A 23,300-nucleotide genomic window follows, 5' to 3' on the forward strand; every position below is an offset into this window, starting at 1 on the left:
TGAAATCTTTTAAATTGTATAAAAGGATTTGAAAAGGATTAAACAACTGCGGGGGGATATCTGGGTAATGCTAAGGTTATAGTTTGTTAAATTTGCTGAGGGTTGGCTATTTTACTGAAAAAATTGCTAATCGAATGGTGGTAGCTTTTTCCTAGTTCTTTTTGGAGAGATATCGTCAAATATTTCTCTGACGACATCTCCCAACAACCTACTAACAAAAAGCATTCAGACCGTTAATTAGCTTTAGTTTCTCCCCACTTTGAAACCTTCCCCGCGAAAGAATTCTTCATTGACCAGCAACAAAATTTTCTTAACGGCGTCTGCTGCCAAAACCACTTGAACGGCGGGGTGCTGTGCTACGCCCACTACCAAAACCACTACCAGAATTCCGTCTGATAGTGCTGGAGTTACCAGAGGGTCGCAACGTACTACCACCAAAACCAGAACCCGAAGGACGGTTATTACCTGTAGTACTACGCGGTGTATTGCGTATAGTTGAATTTCCAGGATATGACCTTCTAATTGTCCCTGTATTGCGGAACGCAGTGCGATTTGTCACGGCTGCGGGTGGCGCATTGTAGCGAGTTTGGTAGTGTTGAACTGCTTGTCCATAGCTTCCACCATATCCACCGAAGCCACTTAATCCTTGTCCTGATTGATAGATAGGGGGTACATAATACTGGGGTCTAAACAACATACTACCAATTGCCTGACCAGCCAAACTACCAGCCACAGACCCGGCAAACGGTGCCCAGAAGCTATTTTCTCGACGGACTACAACTGTCTCTTGTTGTCCTGTTTGGGGATTGGTTTTATTCTCGGTAACGTTATGGACGTACTCAATTTTAAAGTCTTCCGTCAGATATAAAATTGGTTGTCCTTTTTCTACCTTCAGAGAGGTCTTCTTACCCTGCTTGATTTCATCATCAGTTAACCGTGCCATTTGCAAATTTTCGGTTGCAAAGGTTGGGGGCTTATTATTAAGTAAAAACAGGTTGTACTCACCACTTGCATCGTCATAAGTAGCTTGTTGTATTTGATACTCACCATCACTCAGCTTTGTGTTAGTAGAAGTTTGGCTAACGTTCTTAGTCGGAGAAGTAGTTTGGTTTCCCCCACCACAAGCGACAGTTGTCATACACAAACTCAGAGCTAAAAAAACGGCAGTAAATTTACGTACTATGGTCATGATCATTGGATTATTGTCCTATCTCTGAGCTTAACAATTTATTGATGTGAGCAGTAAGTACGGACTACCCAACAGATTACAAAGGAATCAATTCTGGGTAATATTGCAACAGTTGATCGCTAGTGAGTTCATCACCTAACTGTGCTGGCGAGAAATGCACTTGGATTGCCTTCAATCTATGTTTATAATGCAAATTTATCAATGCTTTCAATCCTTCTTTGAGTGCCTGAACGTTAGAAAGATCGGTTTCTAATTCTGGTACTTCTCCTTCATAAGCTACTGTAATCATCACAATGACGTTGCGCGTTACAGGTATAGATAAAGGTTCATTCAATCCATTAGGACTGTAATCTGGTTCACTGAGATATCTTTCGGCAGAGTCAGTAAATAATTCATTCACGTAATCTCCTGCCTCGCCTTCATTCCAAAATACGTCACCTTCGTTGGCAGCAGAAAGCCAATATTCATCGTATTGCAGCAGGGTTTGGCTAATTTCTACCAATCCTTCTCCCAAAACTTCTAAGTCGCCATCAACATCGATCGCATCTCGTCCAGCACTATTCAATACTCCCAAAATTGGTGCTACCTCACCTCCCCCTAAGTGTAGAAATAGGCGGAAGACTACATAGCGAGTTCGACCGATCATTTTATTAAAGGTATCGCGCATTTTTTCCTCCAAAATTTTGTTTTTTCTTATTTCTCATTTGCCCAATGACGTTAGTTGCTTGTCCTAAGGGAGACGCTACGCGTAGCTTGCTTCCCCATAGGGGTACAACGGATAGCGTCCCTTGCGCGTCTCTAAGAGTTGCGGTAGCAAGTTAGACGCTTCTACGTCACTAACGCAACGCTTACGAGCGTCGGGAACCTCCGCAACGCACTGGCTCCCCAATGCCCCATGATTAATGACTAATATAGTGAAATCCTTGGACAAAATCTATAACCATATTTAACGGAGGCAATATATCATATTTTATTAATTCATTAGATATATCATCATAAACTGAAGCATTGAGAGCAGAGCGATTAATAAATCTTTTCCCAAAGTTGGGATGGTCATGGACAATCAAAGTGTGGGCGCTAGAATTCGTTAAAATTATTTGGGTTGAGGCTTTACAAAAATTTAACTTTGCAGCTACTTCGATATTTTTTTTCATCTGTTTAATTGTTGTAGCCTGACTCATGGCTTGCTCTACAAAAAGATTTAATTGTTTCACCAGATGGGCAGATTTTAGCGATTTTAAATCTTGGTTTGCAACAACTTCACTGTTAATCATTTCCACCATACTTAAAATATTCTTTTGGGTAGATGCCGCATCTAGAAAGGGAAGAATCACAATGTAAGCAGTGGCAAATAATGCTTCGTCGCTATCTACATGAAAGGTGAAAACAGTTCGGCGACGCCCACTTTCCACGCTTGGGGGTTGTTTCAGCCCCCGGTATTCCTGAGCAATTTGGTAGTAAGCGCCAGCAAGAGCAAAATTGGCTTCGTATTCTAAGGCTGCATCAACAATAATCCGGATTGTTGGCGGTGTTTCGTTAAAAAAATCTCGTGAGTCTTCGGAATGGAAGTTTTGGATAATGGAGCGATCGCCTCTGGGGCTAAGATCAACCCATTCACAAATCATGCCTTCAGTTTTTAAACCAAACCTGGAGGTGGCATAAAGCTTTGCCCCAGTTAAAGTTGCTCCTGTTAAGTCAGCACCGATCCATTCCGCCTTAATTAATTTTGCCTGAGTTAAATTGGCGTGTACTAAACTCGTATTCGTTAAATTGGCATTGCTTAAATCTGCGCCAATTAAAGTAGCCCCGCTCAATTTTGCGCCACTCAAATCTGCCCACCGGAGATTTGCATTGCTCAAATCTGCCCACCGGAGATTTGCCCCGCTCAAATCTGCCCCGCTCAGGTTAGCATGGCTGAGATTCGCTTGTCTGAGTTCGGCATCTCGCAAATTTGCACCGCTAATGTCAGAACGACTCAGGTCAGTGGCGTTTAAGTTAGCCATTTCCAAATTGGCTCTGGTCAAGGAAGCGCCTTTCAAGACGGCCTGACTCAAATTAGCGTGACGGAGATTCGCTTGGCGGAGTGTGGCCTCTCGCAGATCGGCACTGGTGAGATCAGCCTCCAACAGGTCAGCGCGACTCAGATCAGCACGAATTAACTCAGCGCGGATCAACGAGGCTCCTCTAAGTTGAGCGCGACCCAGATCCGCTCGAATCAAATTAGCGACGTTGAAACTAGCGTTGTTCAAGATGGCGCTAGATAGATTCGCCCCACTCAGTCTGGCTACATTCAGCTTGGCATTGCTCAAGTTAGCTTCACTCAGATTCGCGCCACTCAGGTTGACTATACTCAAATTAGCATCGCTAAGATTCACACCACTGAGTTTGGCCCCACTCAGGTTAGCTTCTGCGAGGTCAACACCACAAAAGTTTAAGACTCCTGCTGCGTATTGTTCCAATAATTCCTCTATAGTCATCGATGCTACCCCTTGGATGCCAACTTTAATAGTTGGTATCATAAAAAACGGAATGTCAAAATCAAAAATGAATATTGGGATTTTAGGACTGGGACTGATAGGCGGATCTTTGGGTTTTGATTTGCGATCGCAAGGACATCATATCTTAGGAGTTAGTCGCCGTGAAGCCACGTGTCAAAAGGCAGTTGCCCTCGGCACTGTTGATCAAGCATCAGTTGATCTGAGCCTGTTAGCAGCCGCAGAGGTTGTATTTATTTGTACACCCTTAGCGCTTATTGTGCCCCAATTGAAACAGTTGAGCGCTCATTTGTCTACCGCTACCGTCGTGACTGATGTGGGTTCGGCGAAAGCACAGATAGTCAAGGCGATTTCTCCCCTTTGGAACAATTTTATCGGCGGTCATCCAATGGCGGGAAAAACAGACAGTGGAATAGAAGCTGCACAGCGGCATTTATTTGTTGATAAACCTTATGTATTAACACCGATAACTACAACACCAACCACTGCAATTACGGTGGTGGAAGATATTGTGCGATCGCTTGGAGCGAATATCCACTATTGTCAACCAGAGCAACATGACCGAGCTGTTAGTTGGATTTCCCATTTACCTGTAATGGTCAGTTCCTCGTTGATTGCTGCTTGTTTGAGTGAAACTGACCCTGATGTTTTGCAATTAGCCCAAAAATTTGCTAGTTCAGGTTTTCGGGATACCAGTCGTGTGGGTGGTGGGAATCCAGAGTTGGGTGTAATGATGGCGCGGTATAATCGTCAAGCATTGCTGCGATCGCTGCAACAATATCGTCACAATCTCGATGAGTTGACTAACTTAATTGAGCAAGAAAATTGGGCCGTTTTAGAGCAAAAGTTGAAATCAACGGGGAAGGCACGACCTAATTTTGTTGAATAGTTGTCGGGTGCGTTAGGTTATTGATAACGCACCTATTTCAACATTTAGTGAGTTAATTGCTTAATTGATTTTGAATGCTTTTTAAGGTAGTTGATCAAGTCGGGTGGCTGCTTGCTTGTCAAATCAATAAACATACCTATTTAGTAATTATAACAATAAAATCTTTAAAAAATGCTACTTGACAGTTTGATAGTAACCAAACTGATATACTATACAGGTAAATTTACAAAAATCAACAATGGTAGAACGCCCAATCAAGAAATCGGAACGTCAGGCTCAAGCAAGCACTGACAACAATACCGAAAATTCGGATTCTATACCGCCTATTGAATCCAACCCCAAAAGCTCGAAACCGAGCCGTAATCGCTCGTCTGATACAGGAAAAAAAGCATCCTCTGGGAATGAAAATAGGCAGCAGGGTAATCCTGCCCTAGCGCGTGGCCCAAAACCCGTTAAACCTCCAGCCCCGAAAGTCAAAACAGAAGAACTTGAAACCGAGTCAGAATCTATCTCTGAGGAGTCTCAAGACTAACATTACAAGTGCTGCGTGTGATGTGGGAGGCTATAAGCATATGAAGACTAGGATTTCTGGCTCCAAAGGCAGCGATCGTGACCCACATCACCATTAGGTTATTCTTATGTTGAATGCTTTTATATTAAACTTTACTATTGGTGCATAAAATCAATCAATGTCTGTAACTAGCCATTGCCACTCAGTGACTACAGTGTTGGATATGTTGAGAACCAATTGCTCTCCACTAGAGACTGGCACATAGAGTTTGAGCGCATCAGTTGTTGGTAATTTCCGTAAGATATCAGTTAAGTTATATTCACCCACATTAGGGACAGGTGCAGTTAGAGCGTATGCATCAGATGCACTCAGCAATTTTCCGGCTGCTGTCTTAATCAACAATGGTTGGGGGTGAGCAATTTCAACGACACCCGGAAAAGCAACCAAACGTAACCGTAAGTCTTTGAGTGGACTGTTGTAATTCTGTTTGAACAGCAGCACTTGCCAAGCGTATCCTTTTTCATCTTTGATAGATATTTGTGAGTGGTAGCGTAAGACACCAGGAGAATCATGGTGTTGACGCAGTAGTGCTTGTGCTGACTGCACACTCCATCCACATACAGTTAATGTTAGAAACACTACTAGGGCACAACGCCAGAAATATTGTTTAAATTTTCGCTTCATGCAACACATATTATATCAATTGGTAATTTTGAATTCTCGATTGGAGCATTCTTAATTCAATTGTTGTTTCTAGTAATGTGTAGGGTACGAACGTAGGAGATTTTGCCGGCTCATTTTCTTGAAAACCTTTTTCCATAAAGTGTTTTCAGTAATTCGGTTATCTCTCCCTTGCATATACGCCGCTATGGACAAAAAATCTGACTGTTGGACGAGGAGGGATTGCGATCGCATTAGTTGTTTTTGCTACATGGAAACTAGGAATAATCCTCCTTGGTGTATATAGCCGTTCTCGCTTGCGTCAAATACAAGCGTTCGTAGGGGCACAGCAATGCTGTGCCCCTACCGTTTATCGTGGTGTACTGCATTAAAACGAGAAGCGCTATAGTTATTTTGTGCTAAAGGTGTTAGGTAAATCACCACCAATTGTAGAGCGCCTGCTACTGCAAATCAAATTTGCACTGCGATCGCGATCGCTTTGCATAACGCTAATGCCACAGCCTGTAGACTATACCAACATCCCTATGATCTTTTTTGAATTAAAAGTTAATTAAAGTTCGCCGTGGTGGCACTGGGACTTCTTTATCTAGAAAAATCTAAAAATATTTCAACCAAAAAGTTTTCTTTTGATGATACCGACTATCGGCTTTTCTCTTCCAAGGGAGGTTTAAACTAATAAATTTTCAATTGTTGACGGTACATAATATCTGAGCGTAAAACGTACTTTCGTCCTTGGATAATAGGAGCGCCTTCATGTACTAGTTCATGGACAAAACACAAAACCATACCTGTTACTGGAATCACAGCGATATTAGGTAAATCTTGATAGTATCGGTGAGGAAGATGAAAACGGGTATCACCGCCTTCAAAACCTTCATTAAGGTAAATCATGAAAGTCAATAGACTTTCCTCACCATTAGGTCGCCGATAAGAACCATCATGATGAATCGCAAACCTCTGACCTGGGTCATAGCGATAGAAACGAAAACGCTCATTCAGTCCAATCGCTTGCCATCTGCCAATGGTACTGGGGATATAATTTGACACACGCTGCCATAAATCAAAAGCCCGTTCCTGGTCATCTAAAATAACACGCTGATTATTGCGGATGTCGGGACGTATTTCAAAACCTCGAATGGTAGTAATAGGAGCATCTGTATAACCAATGTTTTCGGTTAAATTAATATATTCAGCACATTCTCCTGTTGAAAGAATATTGTCTAACGTGAAAATTTGGTTGCCAAGCAAATTTTTCTTGGTCATGGTTGAGTCGATTAAGATTTAAGCTTTCTAATAGTGTAAACTAATACCATTTATTTGTTAAGCTGTGCTTAACTAAACTGTATTGCCATTGCATCGGCTTGTAAAAATTAGCCCACCCTGCGTTACCTATTTTCGTAATCTAAAATCGGCTTTCATACTCAACTTGGAATTGATTTTCATCCCCCAAATTAGTTGAGCCTCGCATCAAAATTTCGTCATTGAGTCGATAGAGCACATTGTAACGGAAAGACTCATCATTGTTAGAAAGAGCGTGTGATAAAGAAACAGATGCGTTTTTATTGATGTCAAACACACCTTCTGCTGATAAATTAAGAACTGAACCATTCGCTGCTTTATTAGTATTAGTAGATGGAGTAGGAAATATCCGAAACTCACTGAAACCAACAGCCTGTCCGATCGCAGTGATAGTTCCTTGTAAACCACCTAAAATGGTCGAACTAGCGAAACCAGTCAGCCCTTGTCCTGCATTTGTTTGACCGAAAGAACCCAGAATCGAGCCACCCAGCAGAGCAACTATTTCTCCCTTACTACGGCTAGGTTCACTCGTCAGTTCTAGATTCTCGCTCAATTTACTAGCTGGCCCGTTCACCCTGGCTTGAACGTTAACGCTACGTAAAGTCCCAAAGTTGTTTACAGAAACATCGCTGACTTCAGAAGATAATGGTGATTCCAAAGTTTGACTGTTCCTTGTTGATGCTTCCGGTACAATTGCGGTAAGTCGGACATCGAGAGTAGGGTCAAGTCCTTGACTTGGAGTAAAGCTCGCAGTTTGTTCATAGCCCCGCGCCAAGGTGAACTGAGTGGAAAATACGCTCAGTCCTCCTCCTGTCAAACGAATGACTCCTTGAGGAAGTGGCTTGGCTAATGTACCATTGATGGTCAAGTCGCCTTTGGCGTCAAATTTCAATAGGGGCTGACTCAATGCCGCTCCTCCTGGTACAAAGCTCAGTAAAGACTGAGTGGTAACACGAACACCTTTGTCTAAAGTCAACTTTAAATCTGCAAACTTTATAGGTAAATTGGGTGGAGTGACTGCGCTAGTGCTACTCTTTGCTGTAATCACTGGGTTAGAGCTATTCTCTGGTGTAGGTGTGACGTTAGCATTAACCTCTTCTCTATTTATGACGTTAGCGTTAGCCTCTGCTGTCGCTGCTAATTTTTTCTTCGCAGCAGCCGAGTTTCCAATAATCACCTGACCATCACTCAGTTTAATCTCTCCACCAATTACAGGTTTTAGGGCTGTTCCGCGAATTACGACATCGCCGCCAACACCGCCTTCATACAGTCCTGCAATCTTAAAATTGAGTTTGTCTGCTATTGATACTGTTAGGGGATTCGCTGCGGCTTGCTGCGGATCAAAAATTGGCAGGATGCCTGATGCTGTAACTTGCCCTTTATTGTACGTGCCTTGGATACCTTCAACACTCACCGTATTACCATTAAATCGCGCTATCCCTGTGACATTTGTTAGGGGATCAGATAAGGCTTGAGTGCGAAAAGTTGCATTATTAAGTGTGGCATTGCCATTAATAATTGGTTCCTTTAAAGTCCCTTGAACGTTTAAATCTACTTTTCCTTGACCGTCTACCCAAGCGACTTGATTGTTGGTAAACACGTTTAACAGTGCCAATCCTTCATTTTGCAGATTAGCGTTGATGCTAATTTGATTGCTATCTGGCTGCACTGCGGCAGAAGGTAATGCAGCAGGTACACTACCTGTAATTGCAAGTGGCTGCGTTCCTGTGACTAACAAAGTACTGTCAAAATTCAAGCGAGCTTTGTTGTAGTCAAAGTTCACCTGTCCTGTTTGCACAGGTTGCTTGTTGAGAGTTGCATTCGCCAGCGCCACTTGTCCTTGGACTCTGGGGTCTTTTAAACTACCTCCCAAGGTGGCATCAGCATTTACATTACCAGTAATATCTATGGGGTATTTTTCGATAAAAGGCTCTAAAAGTGATAGAGGTAGACTTGCTACATTCAACTTTCCAGATAGTTGCTCAGTTCCTAACTGTCCCGAAAAAGCCACCAGTCCTTGATTGATTCCAACACTCAATGGCGAAAGTGTGACGATCCCATCAGCAAAAGTACCTTGAGCAACGACTTGATTAATCGAGTATTCACCCCATTGCCAATTAGCACCTTGAAAATTAAAGCCGACATTTAACCCAGACTTCAACGAGCCATTAGCTGTAATTCCTCCACTCAAAGCACCCGTTAATTCTGCAAGGGTGGGCAAAGACGTGGCTTTTTTTCTTTCTACCTGCTGTTGTTTTGCTACCGATGTTGCAATATTAGAGAAATATGCTAATTGTGTTTTCAAATCTGCGTTGGGCAAACTGACAGGCTCGGTATTAAGTACCTCTGCTCCAGCTAATTTCGGAGGCTGTAACCCGCTACCAAAGTCTTTAAAGTCAAAGATATTAAACGCTTGTAAGAGTTTCTCAATTCTGGTTTGGTTTAAATTAGCTTGAACTTGAAATTGCGGGTCATTCCCTGTTTGCACATTTCCACTCAGGGCGATATTGCTATCTGCAATCCGCAATTGACCATTAGCCAGGCTAGCAGTACCATCGGCATAATTTATGGTTCCGCGAAATTCATCTGCTGCAACTCTAGCAACACGAGGCGCAGCGATCGCAACGTCTCCCGCAACTGCATAATTATTTAAATTAACAACTAAATTTCCTGATAATTGCCCCGCAAGTGGTTTCAGTTGATTGTTAGGTAAAAAGCCGCTAACAAGAGCTATGGGAAACTGTTGGGCGTTGATGAGCAAGTTATCTCCTTCAGTTCTACCTGTGGTAACTGCCTCATCGCGCTGGACTAAAAATGAAGTTGGGCGATAATCTGCACCCAGGTTAAGCGCAATCCTATCTTGCTTCCCGGCTAATCGCAGACTTGCCCCCTGTCCCCCTTGAAAATTCACATTTCCAGTTAAAACTGGGTCAAACGCCAAATTACTAACCTGGAAATTCCGCAGCCGGATATTGCCATTAGCTTGCGGAACATCTGGAGTACCTATGACTTTTCCCTTAAAATCAAGTAGCCCCGCTACCGCTACGTCACCAGGAACTTTAAAGCCAGTATTTTTGAGGTTGAAATTCTGCGCCAGTACATTCAGATTAAATCCCCTAATTTCGGGTGCGCCAGTTGGTGGAGTTTGAACAGCGATCGCCCCATTAGCACTCAATCCTGAGGTAGTTGCGTTTTCAACGATAATCTGCTCTCCATTCCACTGCACTTGGGCTGTCAGCGGTTGTGCTAGCAGCGCTAACCCTTGGGAAACGCGGATTTGTCCGGCGGCTCGAATATCTGCAAGCTGGAAAGATTTTGCTGTGCCTGCGAATTGGATATTACTATTGAGCCGTCCTCCCAATTGGGGTGAGAAACGGTTGAGTTGAATTTGGGAAGTGTTGGCAAGCACTTGCCAGCGACCACGATTAAAGCTAACATTCCTGAGATTAACCGTACCTCCTGCTACATTCAGCCTTGCTTGTCCTGTGGCTTGAATGGTTGAGGGTTGGAAAGAAGCAGTGCTTCCTGACAAATTCAAGGCGACATTGCTTAAAACTCCCTGGAATTGGGGTGGTATCTGTCCAAAACGGCTCAATTGCAGTTGTTGGGTATTCACAAAAGCCTGCCAGCGCTGTTGTACAACTTGACCCCTAGCCCTGATTATACTGCCTGCCACGTTCAACACAGCATTTGGCAAGAGGATATTCTGCCCTTGTTGATTAACAACAGCTTCACCTGTAATCGGATAGGTGGCTGTGGGCGCTTGCACTTGCGTTACTGCTTGCAGGTTGCCAAGTGAGCCAGAAATCCTGCTATTTGCTGATACATTCCCAATGGTGATCGAGGGTGAGGAGTTGTACGCTTTAGCGATCGCATCCCCTGGTAAATTTTTTGCTTGTACATTCAAGGCCACCCTACCTTTGGGTGCAAGCTGAAGTTGACCGTTGGCTGTAACTTGCCCTCCCACCTCTGGATTTGCTTGGACGCGAACAACATTGACGTTTAATGGTGTGCCCAGAGAACCAGAAATTTTGGCGTTCGCAGATATACCACCAACATTAATCGGAGTTGAAATACCGTAACCTTGAGCGATCGCATTTCCTGGTAAACCTTGAGCTTGAATACCTATGTTTACTTGACCTTGGGGAGCCAGTTGAATTTGACCACTGGCTGTAATTTGCCCCCCGCTTGGCGGCGTCACTTTAACACTAGTAATATCAAGTTTCAACGGCTGTTTGCCAAGTGAACTAGAAATTTGTGCTTTTGCTGAAACATTTCCAACTGCGATCGGTAGAGTAACGCCATAACCGCGTGCTAGTATATCCCCTGATACACCATCAACTTGAGCATTAAATCTTGCCTCATTTTTAGCTCCCAGTTGAGCTTGACCATCGCCTGTGATTTCACCACCTGCTGCGGGGACTATTTTCAGATTGGAAACGGCAAGTTGAGATGCAGTTTTAGATACATTCAACCGGAAGTCAGTATTGACGGCTTTTAATTGAACACGGTCAACTTGAATAGGTTTTGTGTTACTTACTGTACCGCTGAGGACTGGTTGCTCAAGTGCGCCTAGTACCTGAATATTTGCTTGAATTTCGCCAGTAGCTGGGACTGACGATTTCACTTTGAATGTGTCTAAGATATTTTTTGCACTAACTGGTTTTATCTGAGCAGAGACATTAAAACCTGTTTGGCTATTAATTGTTCCATTTGCCTGAATGGGAACTTTGCCAAAGTTCGTACTCAGATTCTCTAAAGCAACTGTCTGACCTTGAAATAGAAATCTCCCATTAAAATTAGAAACCTGCTGAGGAATATTTTGAATTTTAGCAGTGATTTGATTAGCTGTAGCTGTTCCTGTAATCGCTATTTCTGACAGTTTGGGTGGAATCTGAACCCCTAAGTCAGCATCTAAACGTCCTGCTTGCAAGGCAATTGGCAATTGAATTAATCGACTGACCTCTGATACTTGTAAATTTTGTGCTTGCAGCTTGAGGTTGGTTTGTTGAGCTTTTACTTGTGTTTCGCCAACAATTTTAACAGCGCCTCCCCTAGTGAGTTGAGCATTGATGTCATAACCGATCCTTTGATTTCGATCTGAAAATCGGGCAACACCACCAACTTGATCTAATATTACTGAGCCTTTCGGTTTAGTTGGTGCGGCGAATGGCATCAACTCTACATCACCATCTTGAATTTGAAGTGTCTGCAACTCAGTTTGGATGAAGCCTTGTCCCTCCCCAGCCTTAACTTGGGCTGTAACCCAACGACCATCCTGAGCCTGTTGAATGTAGACATTGGGCTGAACTAATATGACATTTAATACCAGTTTTCGGGTGAGGAGAAGTTGCAACGGCGAGAACTGCACCTCCAAAGCTTTTACTACCACCTGATCTTGATCATTGGGAGTTGCTGGTATCGAAAGAGAGCTAAATCTTAGACTAGAAAGCGAAAAACGTTCAACATTCCCTACTTTTACTGGACGCCCAAGCAATTGCTGGAGATTTTGCTGCACTAATGGTGCTAAATCTTTATATACATAGCTTCTAGCCCACCAAGCACCGACTCCAATTCCAACCAGTAAAACTCCACCCACAGCCAAACTGGTACGTCCTAAGATGAGGAGCCATAAACGACGGTTAGATGGTTTGTGGTTCTTTTCTGAATTTGGAGAGTGCTTCATCATCGTTATCGTTACCAGTACTTTTTTCTGGAGTCAGCCTAGAGAGAGACTAGTTGCAGCTGTATCAGCAAGTTACAAGCTATCGTTTCACAATATTAGACCTTAGGCAAGAACTTTGCGGCAAGGCACTTCTCAACTCTTGGAGAGGCTGCGTCCTAAGCGAACGCAAGAGCGTCTCTAAGAGTTGCTATGCCGCAGGCTTTACAAGACGCTTCGTAAATGTGTCTATGTTATTTTATAATTTTGCGTAATTCCTGAATTTATTTTGAGTTATAGTTTGTCACCAGACATGAATCTTTTGATTATTAAACTTGGGAAATTTTGCGGGGATTAAGAGAATTACTTAGGATTTCCCGAAGTTGAGCATTCATGGTATTTACTTATTTTTTATGTTAACTTTAGAATAATTATAAATTTTAAAATTTATGTCTTTAGATAGATTCAGTGTATTTAAGTATTAATCGTGAGATAATCAGGAATAGGTAATAGTTTGAATATTAAGTTATTTTGTGACAACTCCTGTATACACAACCTTAGCTATAAAATTTAACTGGCGTAGATTACTGCTAGCACATCAAGACATTTAGCAATGATTACTGCATCCATATATGAAGGAAAAATAGGACATCCATTGTTATTTAGGAATAGGATGCGATCACACTTACACAATATCCGTGAAGAAACTTTAGTTTGACGCCAAATTATCAGAGAATTTTATCCAGTAATTCATCAAGTTAAATTTGAGACTCAGGCTGTGCTATCAGACATCAACACGCCCGAAGTATATCAGGAAAAACTGCATAATGTTGGGTAGCAACAGATTACAAATGAGCTAACGTCAATAACAATATTTCCGACTTTACTAACCGACCTCATTTATTAGCAAGCTGGTTATTTTAGTCAATTACCTAAAATCATGAGGTGCTAAATGATTACTCCAATTAACTATGGTAGCTCGATTGTCTGTATACTTAATCTAGTTAATCAGCAAGAGTGCTATACCAACAGTGTAGTATCAATATAAGTGTAGTAGTAGTTGATCACTTTATCGTTTTTATGGGTTCTACGAGTGAAGTTTAATCCCGAATTATGTCGTAGTGTTTTACAAAAATACAACTGGATTACGATATTTAATAATGAATTAATTTACTCAGTTTAATTTTCCCAGGATGGCAAATAAAATTCATCTAAATAAACTTGCAGAGGGAGTTACAGCTTGGAATGACTGGCGAGCAGCAAATCCAAATATAGATGTGAATCTTAGTGGAGTTTATCTGGTTCATGAAATATCTATAAGAAACCAAAAAAAGGCTTGGAGGCTTCTTGCATCTCTCATATCCTTGTTGGTTAATCTTTTTTTACTACAGACTAATGTTACAGATAATTTAATATATTTTTTTGAACACAATCGATTATTTAAAATTAATTTATCTAGTGCAGAGCTAGTATTATATATAATCATCCGTTTTTCTTTATTTTTGATTATTATGTTAATTGTATTTCCGGGATTGGAATTAATGCTGAATTCTTCCAAAGGAAAACTAAATTTAATAAATATCAATATGAAGAAAGTAAACTTATATAGAGCAGACTTAGAAGGAGTTGATTTTAGGTACGCTGATTTCAGCTATGCAGATTTAAGAAATTCCAATTTAAGTTATTTGGAAGCAATTGGTGCAGATTTTAATTATGCTAATTTAACGGGAACTTGTATAGCAAATTTGAATATTGATTCTTCTACTAATTTAAATAATGTAAAATGTGATTATATTTATTACCAGTTTAATGATGAACTAAATAAGTTTGACCAGCGTCGTCCTATAGACATAAATAGTATTTTTGCACCTAATGAGTTTACAGAACGCATCAAAATTGTTGAAAAAGCATTAGAAACCATCGACTTAACTTTTACAGAAGGTATCGATTGGAAAGCATTTTTCAAGTCATTTAACGAATTACGTCAACAATATCCTGAACATAACATTGATCTTCAAGGAATTGAACGTAAAAGTAACACATTAATTGTCCGATTAGATGTGAATATTGAATCAGATATCAACACTGATGTAATTAAAGGTGCTATTGAAACTGGTTTTAAAGAATTTTATGAAACTAATGTTAAGTTATTAGAAGCTCAATATCGGAGAGAGCTTCAAGCAAAAGACGATGAGATTACTTTCTACCGTCAGCAAAGTACAAATATGTTAGAAATGGTTAAGCTGCAAGCAACAAGACCTATTAATGTAGAGAATATTATGTCAGACATATATAACAATAATTTCCATCAACCAAATATTAGCAATTTTACTAACAAAATTGCAGATAATGCACGGCAACAAGCAAACCAAAACATCTACAAATCTGAACAAAAACAAACTCTTGCTGATGCATTAGCTGAAATCCAACGGCTTATAAAACAGTTAGAGCAAAATAATCCTACGGCTAATGAAACTGAGAAGATTGCTTATGTAAATGATGAAACTACTCCTAGCTTGAAGCGTCGCGTTATTGGCGCATTACAGGGACTTAGTGAAGCTGCAATTGAAGAGTTTTTAGATAATTCCTATATCAACATCGGTAAAGCAATCATCAAAGGCTGGATCAAACCAGACTAAATAGTGATTCGTAGGTTGGATGAAAAGTAGCGAAACCAATATAATCAATTGTTTAGTTCCGCAATCGCTTCAGCCAACTTACATGAGAGGCGCTCGCACTACAATTGAGTTAAGTAATGTACTATCCCTATAGCAGTACCAGAAATACTCAGATGCAGAGAGTCATAGTTGATGATATCCAACGAGATCCTTTGAAATACCTTAATCAAGTTGAGGCAGGTGAAAGCTTTCTCATTGTCTAGGCAGATAAACTAATTGCTGAATTAAAACCAATTACAATCACCAACAAACAGCAACACCCATTTTAATTATCTGCTCGATAATTCATAGTGCCTGATGACTTTAATGCACCTTTGCCTAAGGAGATTCTAAATACATTTCAGGGCAGATGAAAATTATCCTATATCCTGATATTTTACAATTAGCAAGCTATATAAATCGCTCTACTTAATGATTCATGAATAACAAAATTCCCGACTTTTTATAAAAGTCGGGAATCTGAGCCTTTCGATTACTCTTGGGTAAATCCGTTCAATTCATCATTTGGTTCATCAATCATTTCGGGTACTAAAGCTGGGTTACTCCTACGTTCTTGTGGTGATTGCTCCCGGATAACATCGTCTATTCTCGCAGGGTGTTTGATTTTGTCTAGTACTTCTGGACTTAATTGCGATGGATCGCCTTCTGGATTTGACTTTTCTGCTTGACTAGGAACTGTTTCCTTATTCATCACTATTTCCCCAAACTTATACACCAAGCTTAAGTTCTTCTGTGGTGAGGTACACACTATCTTGAGACCTATTTCACACAGTGGTAGGTAAAAAGGCGACGTTGATAGCGTTCGCGCAGCGTCTCCGTTGCGTAAAGCCTGCGGCATGGCAACTCGAAGAAGAGGCTGCGCCAACGCTTAGAGCGAGTATTCGTACCCCTACGGGAATCTTGCTAGTAAGAGCGTCAGAGAGCGTCATAGCCCGCCCTAGTTTGCGGTAAAACGGTAAATTGCACTCTGGGAAATTATTTGTTACATGACTAACTTCGCTGGCTGAGGCTACTTTAGGCGGTGCAAGATCGGTTAGTTTCATCAGTCTAATGGGGTGTAGATGTCAAGAGAGTTGGCATTCAGGTAAGAATGCTGCCAATCCATTCCTAGAAGGGAGAAGTGCTGATGGATAGATGCCATTCGGCTCTGGGGCGATTCATCTCCTGTAGCCCGTGCTTCTAGCAAGCCATTGGCAACAATTTGGCAACGGTTCATCCCAAAACTCTCTACAGCAGCAAATTTACAATCTGGTTCTTCTGCTAGAGCAAGTCCAGGCGCAAGTAACTTTGTGAACAAGGGTACTTCCGTCCGAAAATGCGATCGCTTTTCTGCATAAACACTTCTTAGCACTTGCCGGATTGCTTCATAGTTACTTTTCTCAAAGTAGAGAACCCCACTGTCATAGCGTCCGTAATCAGAAGGGTTGTATAGCACTTTAAAGGTAAAAGGAATTCTGATTTGATTCAGTTCCCGTGTCAGGCTTTCCATGAGTGCGATCGCACCTTCGGGTGTCAAGTTAAAGTAAACTCTGACTGTCTGAGGATAAGTGTCTGGGCCGGCATCGCTAACAGCCATGTAAAATCCGTTTTGAACTAAATTACGAGGCATACGGATAGCGACTAAGTTGCCTACAGATGCCGATTGCTCACTAGGTTGTAAATGGCGATCGCGCTCAATATGCAAAGTTAAACCGCCTTTGGTGACAGCGATACTCCCATCACTTTCTTGGCGCAGCACAGACCAACCTGGGTCAAAGTAGCCTTCTCCAAGATTACTTTTATGTAGGCGATCGTAAAACTCCAGGTCTACTCCCAGAAAAGTATTATTCTCTAAATTCTGATGCAGTGCTAAGTTATCTGAACTTGCATCTGCTTTTAGGGCAGCTTGCATAGAGCCGTTGTAATAGATACCGTAGAGAAAACTTTGCAGTTGTAGACTCAGATATTTATTTTGAAGCTCCAAAGGTATTCGTTGAAAACGAGTTACTACCTCACCAGGAATTTCAAAAGGTTTGTAAGCTGGATGGCTAATACAAAAATTGGACTGGATTTGAACATGATTGGCAATATCTTGAAGAGAATTCAGGACGCGCTCTGGCGCAGAAGCTGACAATTGACTTTGAGGAAAATCTAATAATTGCATAATGGTATGGGTGCAACTAAAAATAATTAAGCAAGGGAACTAGTAAGGTCAGTAAGTTCGGTTTCTGCTATTCCAAAAACAGTCGGGATTGATTGTTCTGGGCGACACAACAAAGTCTTGGCAACCTGAAGCATATAAATACCCGTATTATCAAAGGATTTCTGGTACTGGAGCATTGCCTGGATTTGTTGAATGATGGCAAGACCAGAAAACTGGACAACTCGTCTCAAAAAATCAGGGCGATGCTTTAAAATTTCTGGAAAGTTAGCAAAATAAGTTTTAGTCAAGGCTGCAATTGAAGGCTGAAGCTGTTCGAGTGGTGTCATCGCTAATCGCAAAGATTCTTCGACATCAATAGACTTACTCACAACCAAGCTATTTAGCCATAGTTGTAGATAACTGCCAATGAGCATTCCTAAATCAAATGCAGGATCTCCCCAAGCGCCTCGCTCCCAATCAATTAATCGAATCACACTGTTAGTGGATTGTTCTAGGACTTCTTCCCAATTGTTATTTAAGAGGATATTGTTTAGCTTGAGGTCATTATGCGTTAAGCAGCAAGGCACTAATTTAGTAGTGAGTTGTGCGATCGCTTTTCCGAGGCTGTCATATCGCTGATAGAGTGCAAAGAATTTTAGACCATCTGCGGGAACCTGACCGAAAACTTCCGGACTAATCCGTTCTAGCCCAAAATTAAAGTTAAGAGCTTGTTCAATAGATGTATCGTCAGATGTTTGTGAGAAAAATTCTTGATACTTTTGACAGTTGAATGTAGCGCGATGAATTGTAGCTAAAATTGTGCCGATTGAAGTTGCGATCTCAGTTGGGAAAACATTCTCCTTTGTATAAAAATCGGCTAGATCAAGATAGTCATTGAGGTAGTTAAAAATAATAACAGAATGCTCTGCATCAAAATGTAAAGCCTCTGAAAGCATTAACTGGATGTGACTGAGTTCAGGAGTTTCTTGAAAGAACTGATGAATTCGCCATTCACTCAAAAATTCCCTCGCAGTTTTCCCTTCTTGATCGTGACGCTCCTGTTTTACTAGAAGTTGGCGATTATCTTGCAAGCTCACTAATAGATTAAAGTTTTTGGCATCTTTTAGCTCGACTTTGCTTAAAGCTTGCTGTTGTTGAAAAAATAACTTTTTGTTAAGTAAGTAATCTAAAACGTTTTCAGAACTTAATAAAAATGTCACAACTAAAACTCCCTTTAAATGTATTACACAAGACTTATTGCATAGATAATTGTTTTTTGAAACTTCATTAACTTTAATCTGCTAGGGCGTTCAATGGATATTAGTTCTAACACACCAAAAATTTAAGATAGTGGGTATGTCAGCCTGTGGCATAACACACCCTACTCGCGTAGCATTCAGTTGTTAATTGAATTAAGTTAATTTTTATTTACGATGATCCCACCAGCGTTTAGCAGCATTCGCTGCTCCAGCTATACCAGCAGCACATTTTTGAGAGGAACGAACAGCAGCATATCCAATTCGGAAGCAAATAACAGTAGACCCCCCATTGACCTTGACAAGTTCGTTGTCACCTAACTCACTCATGTAACTTTCAGAATCAGAAAATAGATCAGAACCAGCAGGACGTAAATCGGAAATATTGATAGTTGCCATTGAATTTTTACTCTTAGATGAAGTTGTTTAGAATTGGATTAGCTGTGTATTGCCTAATCACATTTCAATCTTCGGAGATTCAATCTATAATTTCAAGACTGAAAAACTTATCGTTTATGCATAATTCAAGGAGTTATGTTTTAATTATTCAAATATTTAATATTCAAAAATAAAAGTACTTTTATCTGAAAAAATTACAGTGCAGTAGCGCGTCACTACTCCGAATCATCTAATTTGAAACTGAAGCGATGTTTTTTGTTGTAGATGGTGCTGTTTTTAGTTTGTCATACCACCAAAGCCTGAAAAGCCACAGTTGTGAATGTTTACCGGATTCTTGTAAAGCTTTGTAACGAGATGTGGAATTCCCGGAGTTTTGATTCAGAGAAGTAACAGAGGTTCTCAGGGATGATCCAGATTAATTTCTATCTGGGCATTGCAAGTTATACCAGGAGAAATTGCTATGGACAAGCAAGGTCTATACTTAACAGCGTTTCAGCGTAAGCTTTTGGTCAAAAGTCTAGAAGCAGATTTACGTCCAGAATACCGCCGTCGTATTGAAATCATATTGTTGGCAGATGTAGGTCAATCTCAGACTCAAATCTGTGAAGTTTTAGGATGCTCTCACGAGACGGCACGGCACTGGATTATGATCGCCCAAACAGGTCAAGCTCACCATTGGAGCGATCGCCCAATGGGTCGTCCCAAAGCCGTGAATGAGCAATATCTGGCTCGTTTGCAAGAACTAGCAAGCCATAGTCCGCGTGAGTATGGCTATCCATTTGAACGCTGGACAGGGCAATGGTTAAGCAAGCATCTGGCAAAAGAGATGGGAATTAAAGTTAGTGCTTGCCACATTAACCGCTTGCTCAAAGAAATGGGACTTTCAACTCGACAGACACGCAAAACTGCTGAGAAAGAAACTGATAACACAAAGAATTCTCGGATTACTATAGGCAACCTGTTACCAAATCCAGAGCCTGATTTTCGGTGGTCATTGAATTTCGCTAAGACAAGTAACTAATTCTGCCGTTAAACTCCCAACAAGTCATGGTTCAGAACAAAGCAGAATTTTCCACTCAACAGCTTGCCCAAACTCTGGGTCAGGCTCTTTCAGAACAGGAATTTTCAGACTGCATCAAACAAATTGAAATTCTCCAACCTAATGCAGGCAAACTGTTCTGGCAGACAGCAGACGCAAGCATTGGCATTTATCTAATTTTGGCAGGTAAAGTCAGATTGCTTGATCGCACCGATAATTTAATCGCCTCTGTAGGTGCGGGAACATCATTTGCAGAACTAACGCTATTTCCAGAGGAGCAATTTCAACCTTACACTGCTAGGGCTTCGGTAAATCTCAAACTTGGTTATATTCCAGGAAATTGTTTGCGATCGCTCATCCGTAAATATCCCTCCATTGGGCAGCATCTTCACCGTCAAGCTGCACTTTGGGATTTACTGCTGTTATGTCGCCAAAATCCGGCGCTGAATAATGCTGCTTACGAAGGTGTAATGCAAATACAACCACTCCTAGAGCAGCACAATCTCCAAATTAACAAACTTCCATCTTCTTTACTTAAAGACCAGCAGCTGTGGATACTGCGTTGCGGCGAACTATTGCACACATCAGGACTCAAACTCATTGCTGGCAATATTTATGCCTTATCTCAGTTACCCAAAGAACGTGGTTGGCAGGTAACCCAACCAACGCAACTATACAGCCTCAGCTGTTCGCATTGGGAAACTGCATTGCAATACGTGCCACAACTGGCTGAACTCGATGCTACCCCATCGGTCAACAACCATCCAGTTGCAGCGTCTGAGCCTGTTATATTTTCCCAATTTACTATTGAGCCAAAAAACCAGTTCCAGAAAAAAATTAATAAAGCCTACTTCCCAAGCCCAACCGTAAAAATCGGTCATCTATGGCAACGTATCACTCGACGCTATCCTTTCTTTGAACAACAAAGTGCATCTGACTGCGGTGCGGCTTGTTTAGTGATGCTTGGTCTCTACTGGGGTAAGCGTTTTAGCATCAATCGGCTGCGAGACATTGCCAACGTTGATCGGGATGGGTCATCGCTGCGAGGTTTAGCAGCAGCAGCAGAAAGCATCGGGTTTTCGACTCGACCTGTAAAAGCCAGCCTTGATAAACTTGCCCAGCAAAGCCTACCTGCTATTGTGCATTGGGAAGGCAAACATTATATTGTCGTCTATGAAGTTAGAGGCGATCGCGTTATCGTGGGAGATCCTGGTATTGGTCAGCGTACCCTCACTCATGCAGAATTTAAAGCAGGTTGGACTGGCTATACTTTATTACTCCAACCCACGGCCTTACTCAGAGAGACAAAAGAAACTAGCACTCCTTTCTGGCAGTTTTTTGAATTAACTAAATCTCACTGGCTGGTGTTGTTGGAAGTATTCATTGCTTCCATCCTCATTCAAATTTTTGGCCTGATCACACCACTATTTACGCAATTATTGTTAGACCGAGTAGTTGTGCAGCGCAGTGATCTAACATTAACGGCTGTAGGCATAGGCTTGGTCATCTTTAGCCTTTTTAGAGTTGCTATAACTGGGTTGCGGCAATATCTTCTAGACCACACAGCTAATCGAGTGGATCTAGCCTTGATTGTGGGTTTTATTAGCCATACTTTCCGTTTACCTCTGAACTATTTCGAGTCCCGTTACGTTGGCGATATTATTTCCCGCGTACAGGAAAATTACAAAATTCAACGTTTCTTAACTGGTGAAGCCCTATCTATCTTTCTCGATTTACTAACAGTATTTGTCTATGTAGGGTTAATGTTTTGGTATAGTTGGAAAATGGCATTAATGACTTTAGTAATTGTGCTACCATTCGGATTATTGGCGCTGATTGCTACACCTTTCTTACAGCGTGTTTCCCGCGAGATTTTTGGGGCACATAACGAAGAAACTGGGTATTTGATTCAGTCTCTCACTGGTATCCGCACGATTAAGTCTATGGCTGTTGAGCAGACAGTCCGCTGGCATTGGGAAGAACTTTTTGGTAAATCAGTTAAAAAGACTTTTTCCGGGCAGGTCATTGGCAACACGCTGCAAATATTTAGCTCTGGCATTGAAGCTGTAGTCACCGCAGTTTTACTATGGTTTGGGGCATGGCAAGTGATTCAAAATGAACTCACAATTGGGCAACTGATTGCTTTTAATATGTTGCTGGGTAATGTTATTAATCCCTTTCAAAGACTAATTTTGCTGTGGAATGAGTTGCAAGAAGTACTAATTGCTGTTGAGCGGATTAATGATGTGATTGATGCTGAACCAGAAGAAGATTTACAACACCAGTCTCATCAACATTTACCACTAATTCGCGGCTACATTCACTTTGATAAAGTTACTTTCCGCTATCATCCAGAAAGTGATATAAACACCTTAGAAAACATCAGTTTTGAAGTCCAACCAGGACAGACGATCGCGCTTGTAGGACGCAGTGGTTCGGGAAAGACGACTATTTCTAAGTTGATATTGGGACTGTACCCTACCACAGAAGGAAAAATTTTGATTGATGGGTATGATATCACCAGCTTGTCGCTGCGATCGCTTCGTCAGCAAATTGGTGTAGTTGACCAAGATACCTTTTTGTTTGGTAGTACGATTCGGGAAAACATTAGTTTAGGTCATCCTGAAGCTTCTTTAGAAAAAGTTATAGAAGCAGCTAAACAAGCAGGAGCGCATCAATTTATTAAGGAACTACCGATGGGCTACGAAACTCTTATCGGTGAGGGGGGAGGAATGCTTTCTGGGGGACAAAGACAACGGTTAGCGATCGCTCGCGCTCTTGTAGGAAATCCCCGATTACTGATTTTAGATGAAGCTACCAGTAGTCTTGATGCTGAATCTGAACGCATCATCCAGACTAATCTAAACACAATTCTCCAAAATAGAACAACAGTGGTGATTGCACATCGCCTCTCAACTGTACGCAATGCTGACAGAATTTTAGTGCTAGATAAAGGCTTATTAGTTGAAAGTGGCACTCACGATGAATTAATGGCTAAACGCGGTCAATACTTCTATCTCAATCAACAACAACTGACTGTAGCAATTTAAGTCAAAGTTACTTTTTGTTTAGCGTTATTC

Annotated in this window: 17 protein-coding genes; 6 read left to right on the top strand and 11 right to left on the bottom strand. The window is 41.4% G+C overall.

Going from position 1 to position 23,300, the window contains the following annotated elements; genetic code table 11:
• Positions 1 to 310: 310 nt before the first annotated feature.
• The 3 genes from V7K46_RS03135 to V7K46_RS03145 form a co-directional block, all read right to left on the bottom strand.
• A complete protein-coding gene (locus tag V7K46_RS03135; RefSeq protein WP_335110952.1) occupies positions 311 to 1,195 on the bottom strand; it encodes a hypothetical protein in 885 nt (294 codons plus the stop codon).
• A gap of 70 nt (positions 1,196 to 1,265) precedes the next feature.
• Complete coding sequence (locus V7K46_RS03140) at positions 1,266 to 1,856, bottom strand: DUF1517 domain-containing protein (protein ID WP_335110954.1); 591 nt, start codon at positions 1,854 to 1,856, stop codon at positions 1,266 to 1,268.
• A gap of 232 nt (positions 1,857 to 2,088) precedes the next feature.
• The gene (locus V7K46_RS03145; protein ID WP_335111307.1) at positions 2,089 to 3,666 is read right to left on the bottom strand and encodes a pentapeptide repeat-containing protein; all 1,578 of its coding nucleotides are present in this window, start codon (positions 3,664 to 3,666) and stop codon (positions 2,089 to 2,091) included.
• Positions 3,667 to 3,733: 67 nt separating this feature from the next.
• On the opposite strand from V7K46_RS03145, the gene V7K46_RS03150 reads away from it, so the two are divergent.
• A complete protein-coding gene (locus tag V7K46_RS03150; RefSeq protein ID WP_335111309.1) occupies positions 3,734 to 4,573 on the top strand; it encodes a prephenate/arogenate dehydrogenase in 840 nt (279 codons plus the stop codon).
• A 238-nt stretch (positions 4,574 to 4,811) separates the two neighbouring features.
• Positions 4,812 to 5,105 carry a hypothetical protein gene (locus tag V7K46_RS03155; protein WP_335110956.1) on the top strand — a complete coding sequence of 98 codons (294 nt, stop codon included), beginning with the start codon at positions 4,812 to 4,814 and terminating at the stop codon, positions 5,103 to 5,105.
• Between the two features lie 150 nt (positions 5,106 to 5,255).
• On the opposite strand, the gene V7K46_RS03160 is transcribed toward V7K46_RS03155, so the two are convergent.
• Complete coding sequence (locus V7K46_RS03160) at positions 5,256 to 5,768, bottom strand: DUF3122 domain-containing protein (RefSeq protein ID WP_335110958.1); 513 nt, start codon at positions 5,766 to 5,768, stop codon at positions 5,256 to 5,258.
• A 392-nt stretch (positions 5,769 to 6,160) separates the two neighbouring features.
• On the opposite strand from V7K46_RS03160, the gene V7K46_RS03165 reads away from it, so the two are divergent.
• On the top strand, positions 6,161 to 6,319 hold the full coding sequence (locus V7K46_RS03165) for a hypothetical protein (protein WP_335110960.1): 159 nt from the start codon (positions 6,161 to 6,163) through the stop codon (positions 6,317 to 6,319).
• Between the two features lie 118 nt (positions 6,320 to 6,437).
• Here V7K46_RS03165 and V7K46_RS03170 read toward each other — a convergent pair whose 3' ends face one another.
• Both V7K46_RS03170 and V7K46_RS03175 read right to left on the bottom strand, forming a co-directional pair.
• Entirely contained in the window at positions 6,438 to 7,028 is a 591-nt protein-coding gene (locus V7K46_RS03170; protein WP_335110962.1) for a prolyl hydroxylase family protein, read from the bottom strand.
• A gap of 139 nt (positions 7,029 to 7,167) precedes the next feature.
• On the bottom strand, positions 7,168 to 12,750 hold the full coding sequence (locus tag V7K46_RS03175; RefSeq protein WP_335111311.1) for a translocation/assembly module TamB domain-containing protein: 5,583 nt from the start codon (positions 12,748 to 12,750) through the stop codon (positions 7,168 to 7,170).
• Between the two features lie 1,169 nt (positions 12,751 to 13,919).
• Here V7K46_RS03175 and V7K46_RS03180 point away from each other — a divergent pair.
• On the top strand, positions 13,920 to 15,365 hold the full coding sequence (locus tag V7K46_RS03180) for a pentapeptide repeat-containing protein (protein ID WP_335110964.1): 1,446 nt from the start codon (positions 13,920 to 13,922) through the stop codon (positions 15,363 to 15,365).
• Positions 15,366 to 15,876: 511 nt separating this feature from the next.
• Here the strand turns inward: V7K46_RS03180 and V7K46_RS03185 are convergent.
• The 5 genes from V7K46_RS03185 to V7K46_RS03205 all read right to left on the bottom strand — a co-directional run bounded on the left by V7K46_RS03185 (position 15,877) and on the right by V7K46_RS03205 (position 19,181).
• Complete coding sequence (locus V7K46_RS03185) at positions 15,877 to 16,095, bottom strand: hypothetical protein (protein WP_335110966.1); 219 nt, start codon at positions 16,093 to 16,095, stop codon at positions 15,877 to 15,879.
• Positions 16,096 to 16,168: 73 nt separating this feature from the next.
• Positions 16,169 to 16,447, bottom strand: a complete 279-nt coding sequence (locus tag V7K46_RS03190; protein ID WP_335110968.1) for a hypothetical protein — start codon at positions 16,445 to 16,447, stop codon at positions 16,169 to 16,171.
• A complete protein-coding gene (locus V7K46_RS03195; RefSeq protein ID WP_335110970.1) occupies positions 16,447 to 17,547 on the bottom strand; it encodes a T3SS effector HopA1 family protein in 1,101 nt (366 codons plus the stop codon). The genes V7K46_RS03190 and V7K46_RS03195 overlap by 1 nt, the downstream gene beginning before the upstream one ends.
• A gap of 26 nt (positions 17,548 to 17,573) precedes the next feature.
• A complete protein-coding gene (locus tag V7K46_RS03200; protein WP_335110972.1) occupies positions 17,574 to 18,746 on the bottom strand; it encodes a phosphotransferase family protein in 1,173 nt (390 codons plus the stop codon).
• A gap of 204 nt (positions 18,747 to 18,950) precedes the next feature.
• On the bottom strand, positions 18,951 to 19,181 hold the full coding sequence (locus V7K46_RS03205; RefSeq protein ID WP_335110974.1) for a hypothetical protein: 231 nt from the start codon (positions 19,179 to 19,181) through the stop codon (positions 18,951 to 18,953).
• Between the two features lie 460 nt (positions 19,182 to 19,641).
• Here V7K46_RS03205 and V7K46_RS03210 point away from each other — a divergent pair, with 460 nt between their 5' ends.
• Both V7K46_RS03210 and V7K46_RS03215 read left to right on the top strand, forming a co-directional pair.
• Entirely contained in the window at positions 19,642 to 20,202 is a 561-nt protein-coding gene (locus V7K46_RS03210; protein WP_335110976.1) for a helix-turn-helix domain-containing protein, read from the top strand.
• Between the two features lie 26 nt (positions 20,203 to 20,228).
• Entirely contained in the window at positions 20,229 to 23,270 is a 3,042-nt protein-coding gene (locus V7K46_RS03215) for a peptidase domain-containing ABC transporter (protein WP_335110978.1), read from the top strand.
• Positions 23,271 to 23,300: the final 30 nt, after the last annotated feature.

Origin of the sequence: Nostoc sp., assembly GCF_036917395.1 — a bacterium.
GTDB lineage: Bacteria > Cyanobacteriota > Cyanobacteriia > Cyanobacteriales > Nostocaceae > Nostoc.

What these genes read in the sequence shown, in the direction of transcription:
- V7K46_RS03135 (WP_335110952.1), bottom strand. Translation starts at nt 1,195, where the DNA reads ATGATCATGACCATAGTACGTAAATTTACTGCCGTTTTTTTAGCTCTG.
- V7K46_RS03140 (WP_335110954.1), bottom strand. Translation starts at nt 1,856, where the DNA reads ATGCGCGATACCTTTAATAAAATGATCGGTCGAACTCGCTATGTAGTC.
- V7K46_RS03145 (WP_335111307.1), bottom strand. Translation starts at nt 3,666, where the DNA reads ATGACTATAGAGGAATTATTGGAACAATACGCAGCAGGAGTCTTAAAC.
- V7K46_RS03150 (WP_335111309.1), top strand. Translation starts at nt 3,734, where the DNA reads ATGAATATTGGGATTTTAGGACTGGGACTGATAGGCGGATCTTTGGGT.
- V7K46_RS03155 (WP_335110956.1), top strand. Translation starts at nt 4,812, where the DNA reads ATGGTAGAACGCCCAATCAAGAAATCGGAACGTCAGGCTCAAGCAAGC.
- V7K46_RS03160 (WP_335110958.1), bottom strand. Translation starts at nt 5,768, where the DNA reads ATGAAGCGAAAATTTAAACAATATTTCTGGCGTTGTGCCCTAGTAGTG.
- V7K46_RS03170 (WP_335110962.1), bottom strand. Translation starts at nt 7,028, where the DNA reads ATGACCAAGAAAAATTTGCTTGGCAACCAAATTTTCACGTTAGACAAT.
- V7K46_RS03175 (WP_335111311.1), bottom strand. Translation starts at nt 12,750, where the DNA reads ATGAAGCACTCTCCAAATTCAGAAAAGAACCACAAACCATCTAACCGT.
- V7K46_RS03180 (WP_335110964.1), top strand. Translation starts at nt 13,920, where the DNA reads ATGGCAAATAAAATTCATCTAAATAAACTTGCAGAGGGAGTTACAGCT.
- V7K46_RS03185 (WP_335110966.1), bottom strand. Translation starts at nt 16,095, where the DNA reads ATGAATAAGGAAACAGTTCCTAGTCAAGCAGAAAAGTCAAATCCAGAA.
- V7K46_RS03190 (WP_335110968.1), bottom strand. Translation starts at nt 16,447, where the DNA reads ATGAAACTAACCGATCTTGCACCGCCTAAAGTAGCCTCAGCCAGCGAA.
- V7K46_RS03195 (WP_335110970.1), bottom strand. Translation starts at nt 17,547, where the DNA reads ATGCAATTATTAGATTTTCCTCAAAGTCAATTGTCAGCTTCTGCGCCA.
- V7K46_RS03205 (WP_335110974.1), bottom strand. Translation starts at nt 19,181, where the DNA reads ATGGCAACTATCAATATTTCCGATTTACGTCCTGCTGGTTCTGATCTA.
- V7K46_RS03210 (WP_335110976.1), top strand. Translation starts at nt 19,642, where the DNA reads ATGGACAAGCAAGGTCTATACTTAACAGCGTTTCAGCGTAAGCTTTTG.
- V7K46_RS03215 (WP_335110978.1), top strand. Translation starts at nt 20,229, where the DNA reads ATGGTTCAGAACAAAGCAGAATTTTCCACTCAACAGCTTGCCCAAACT.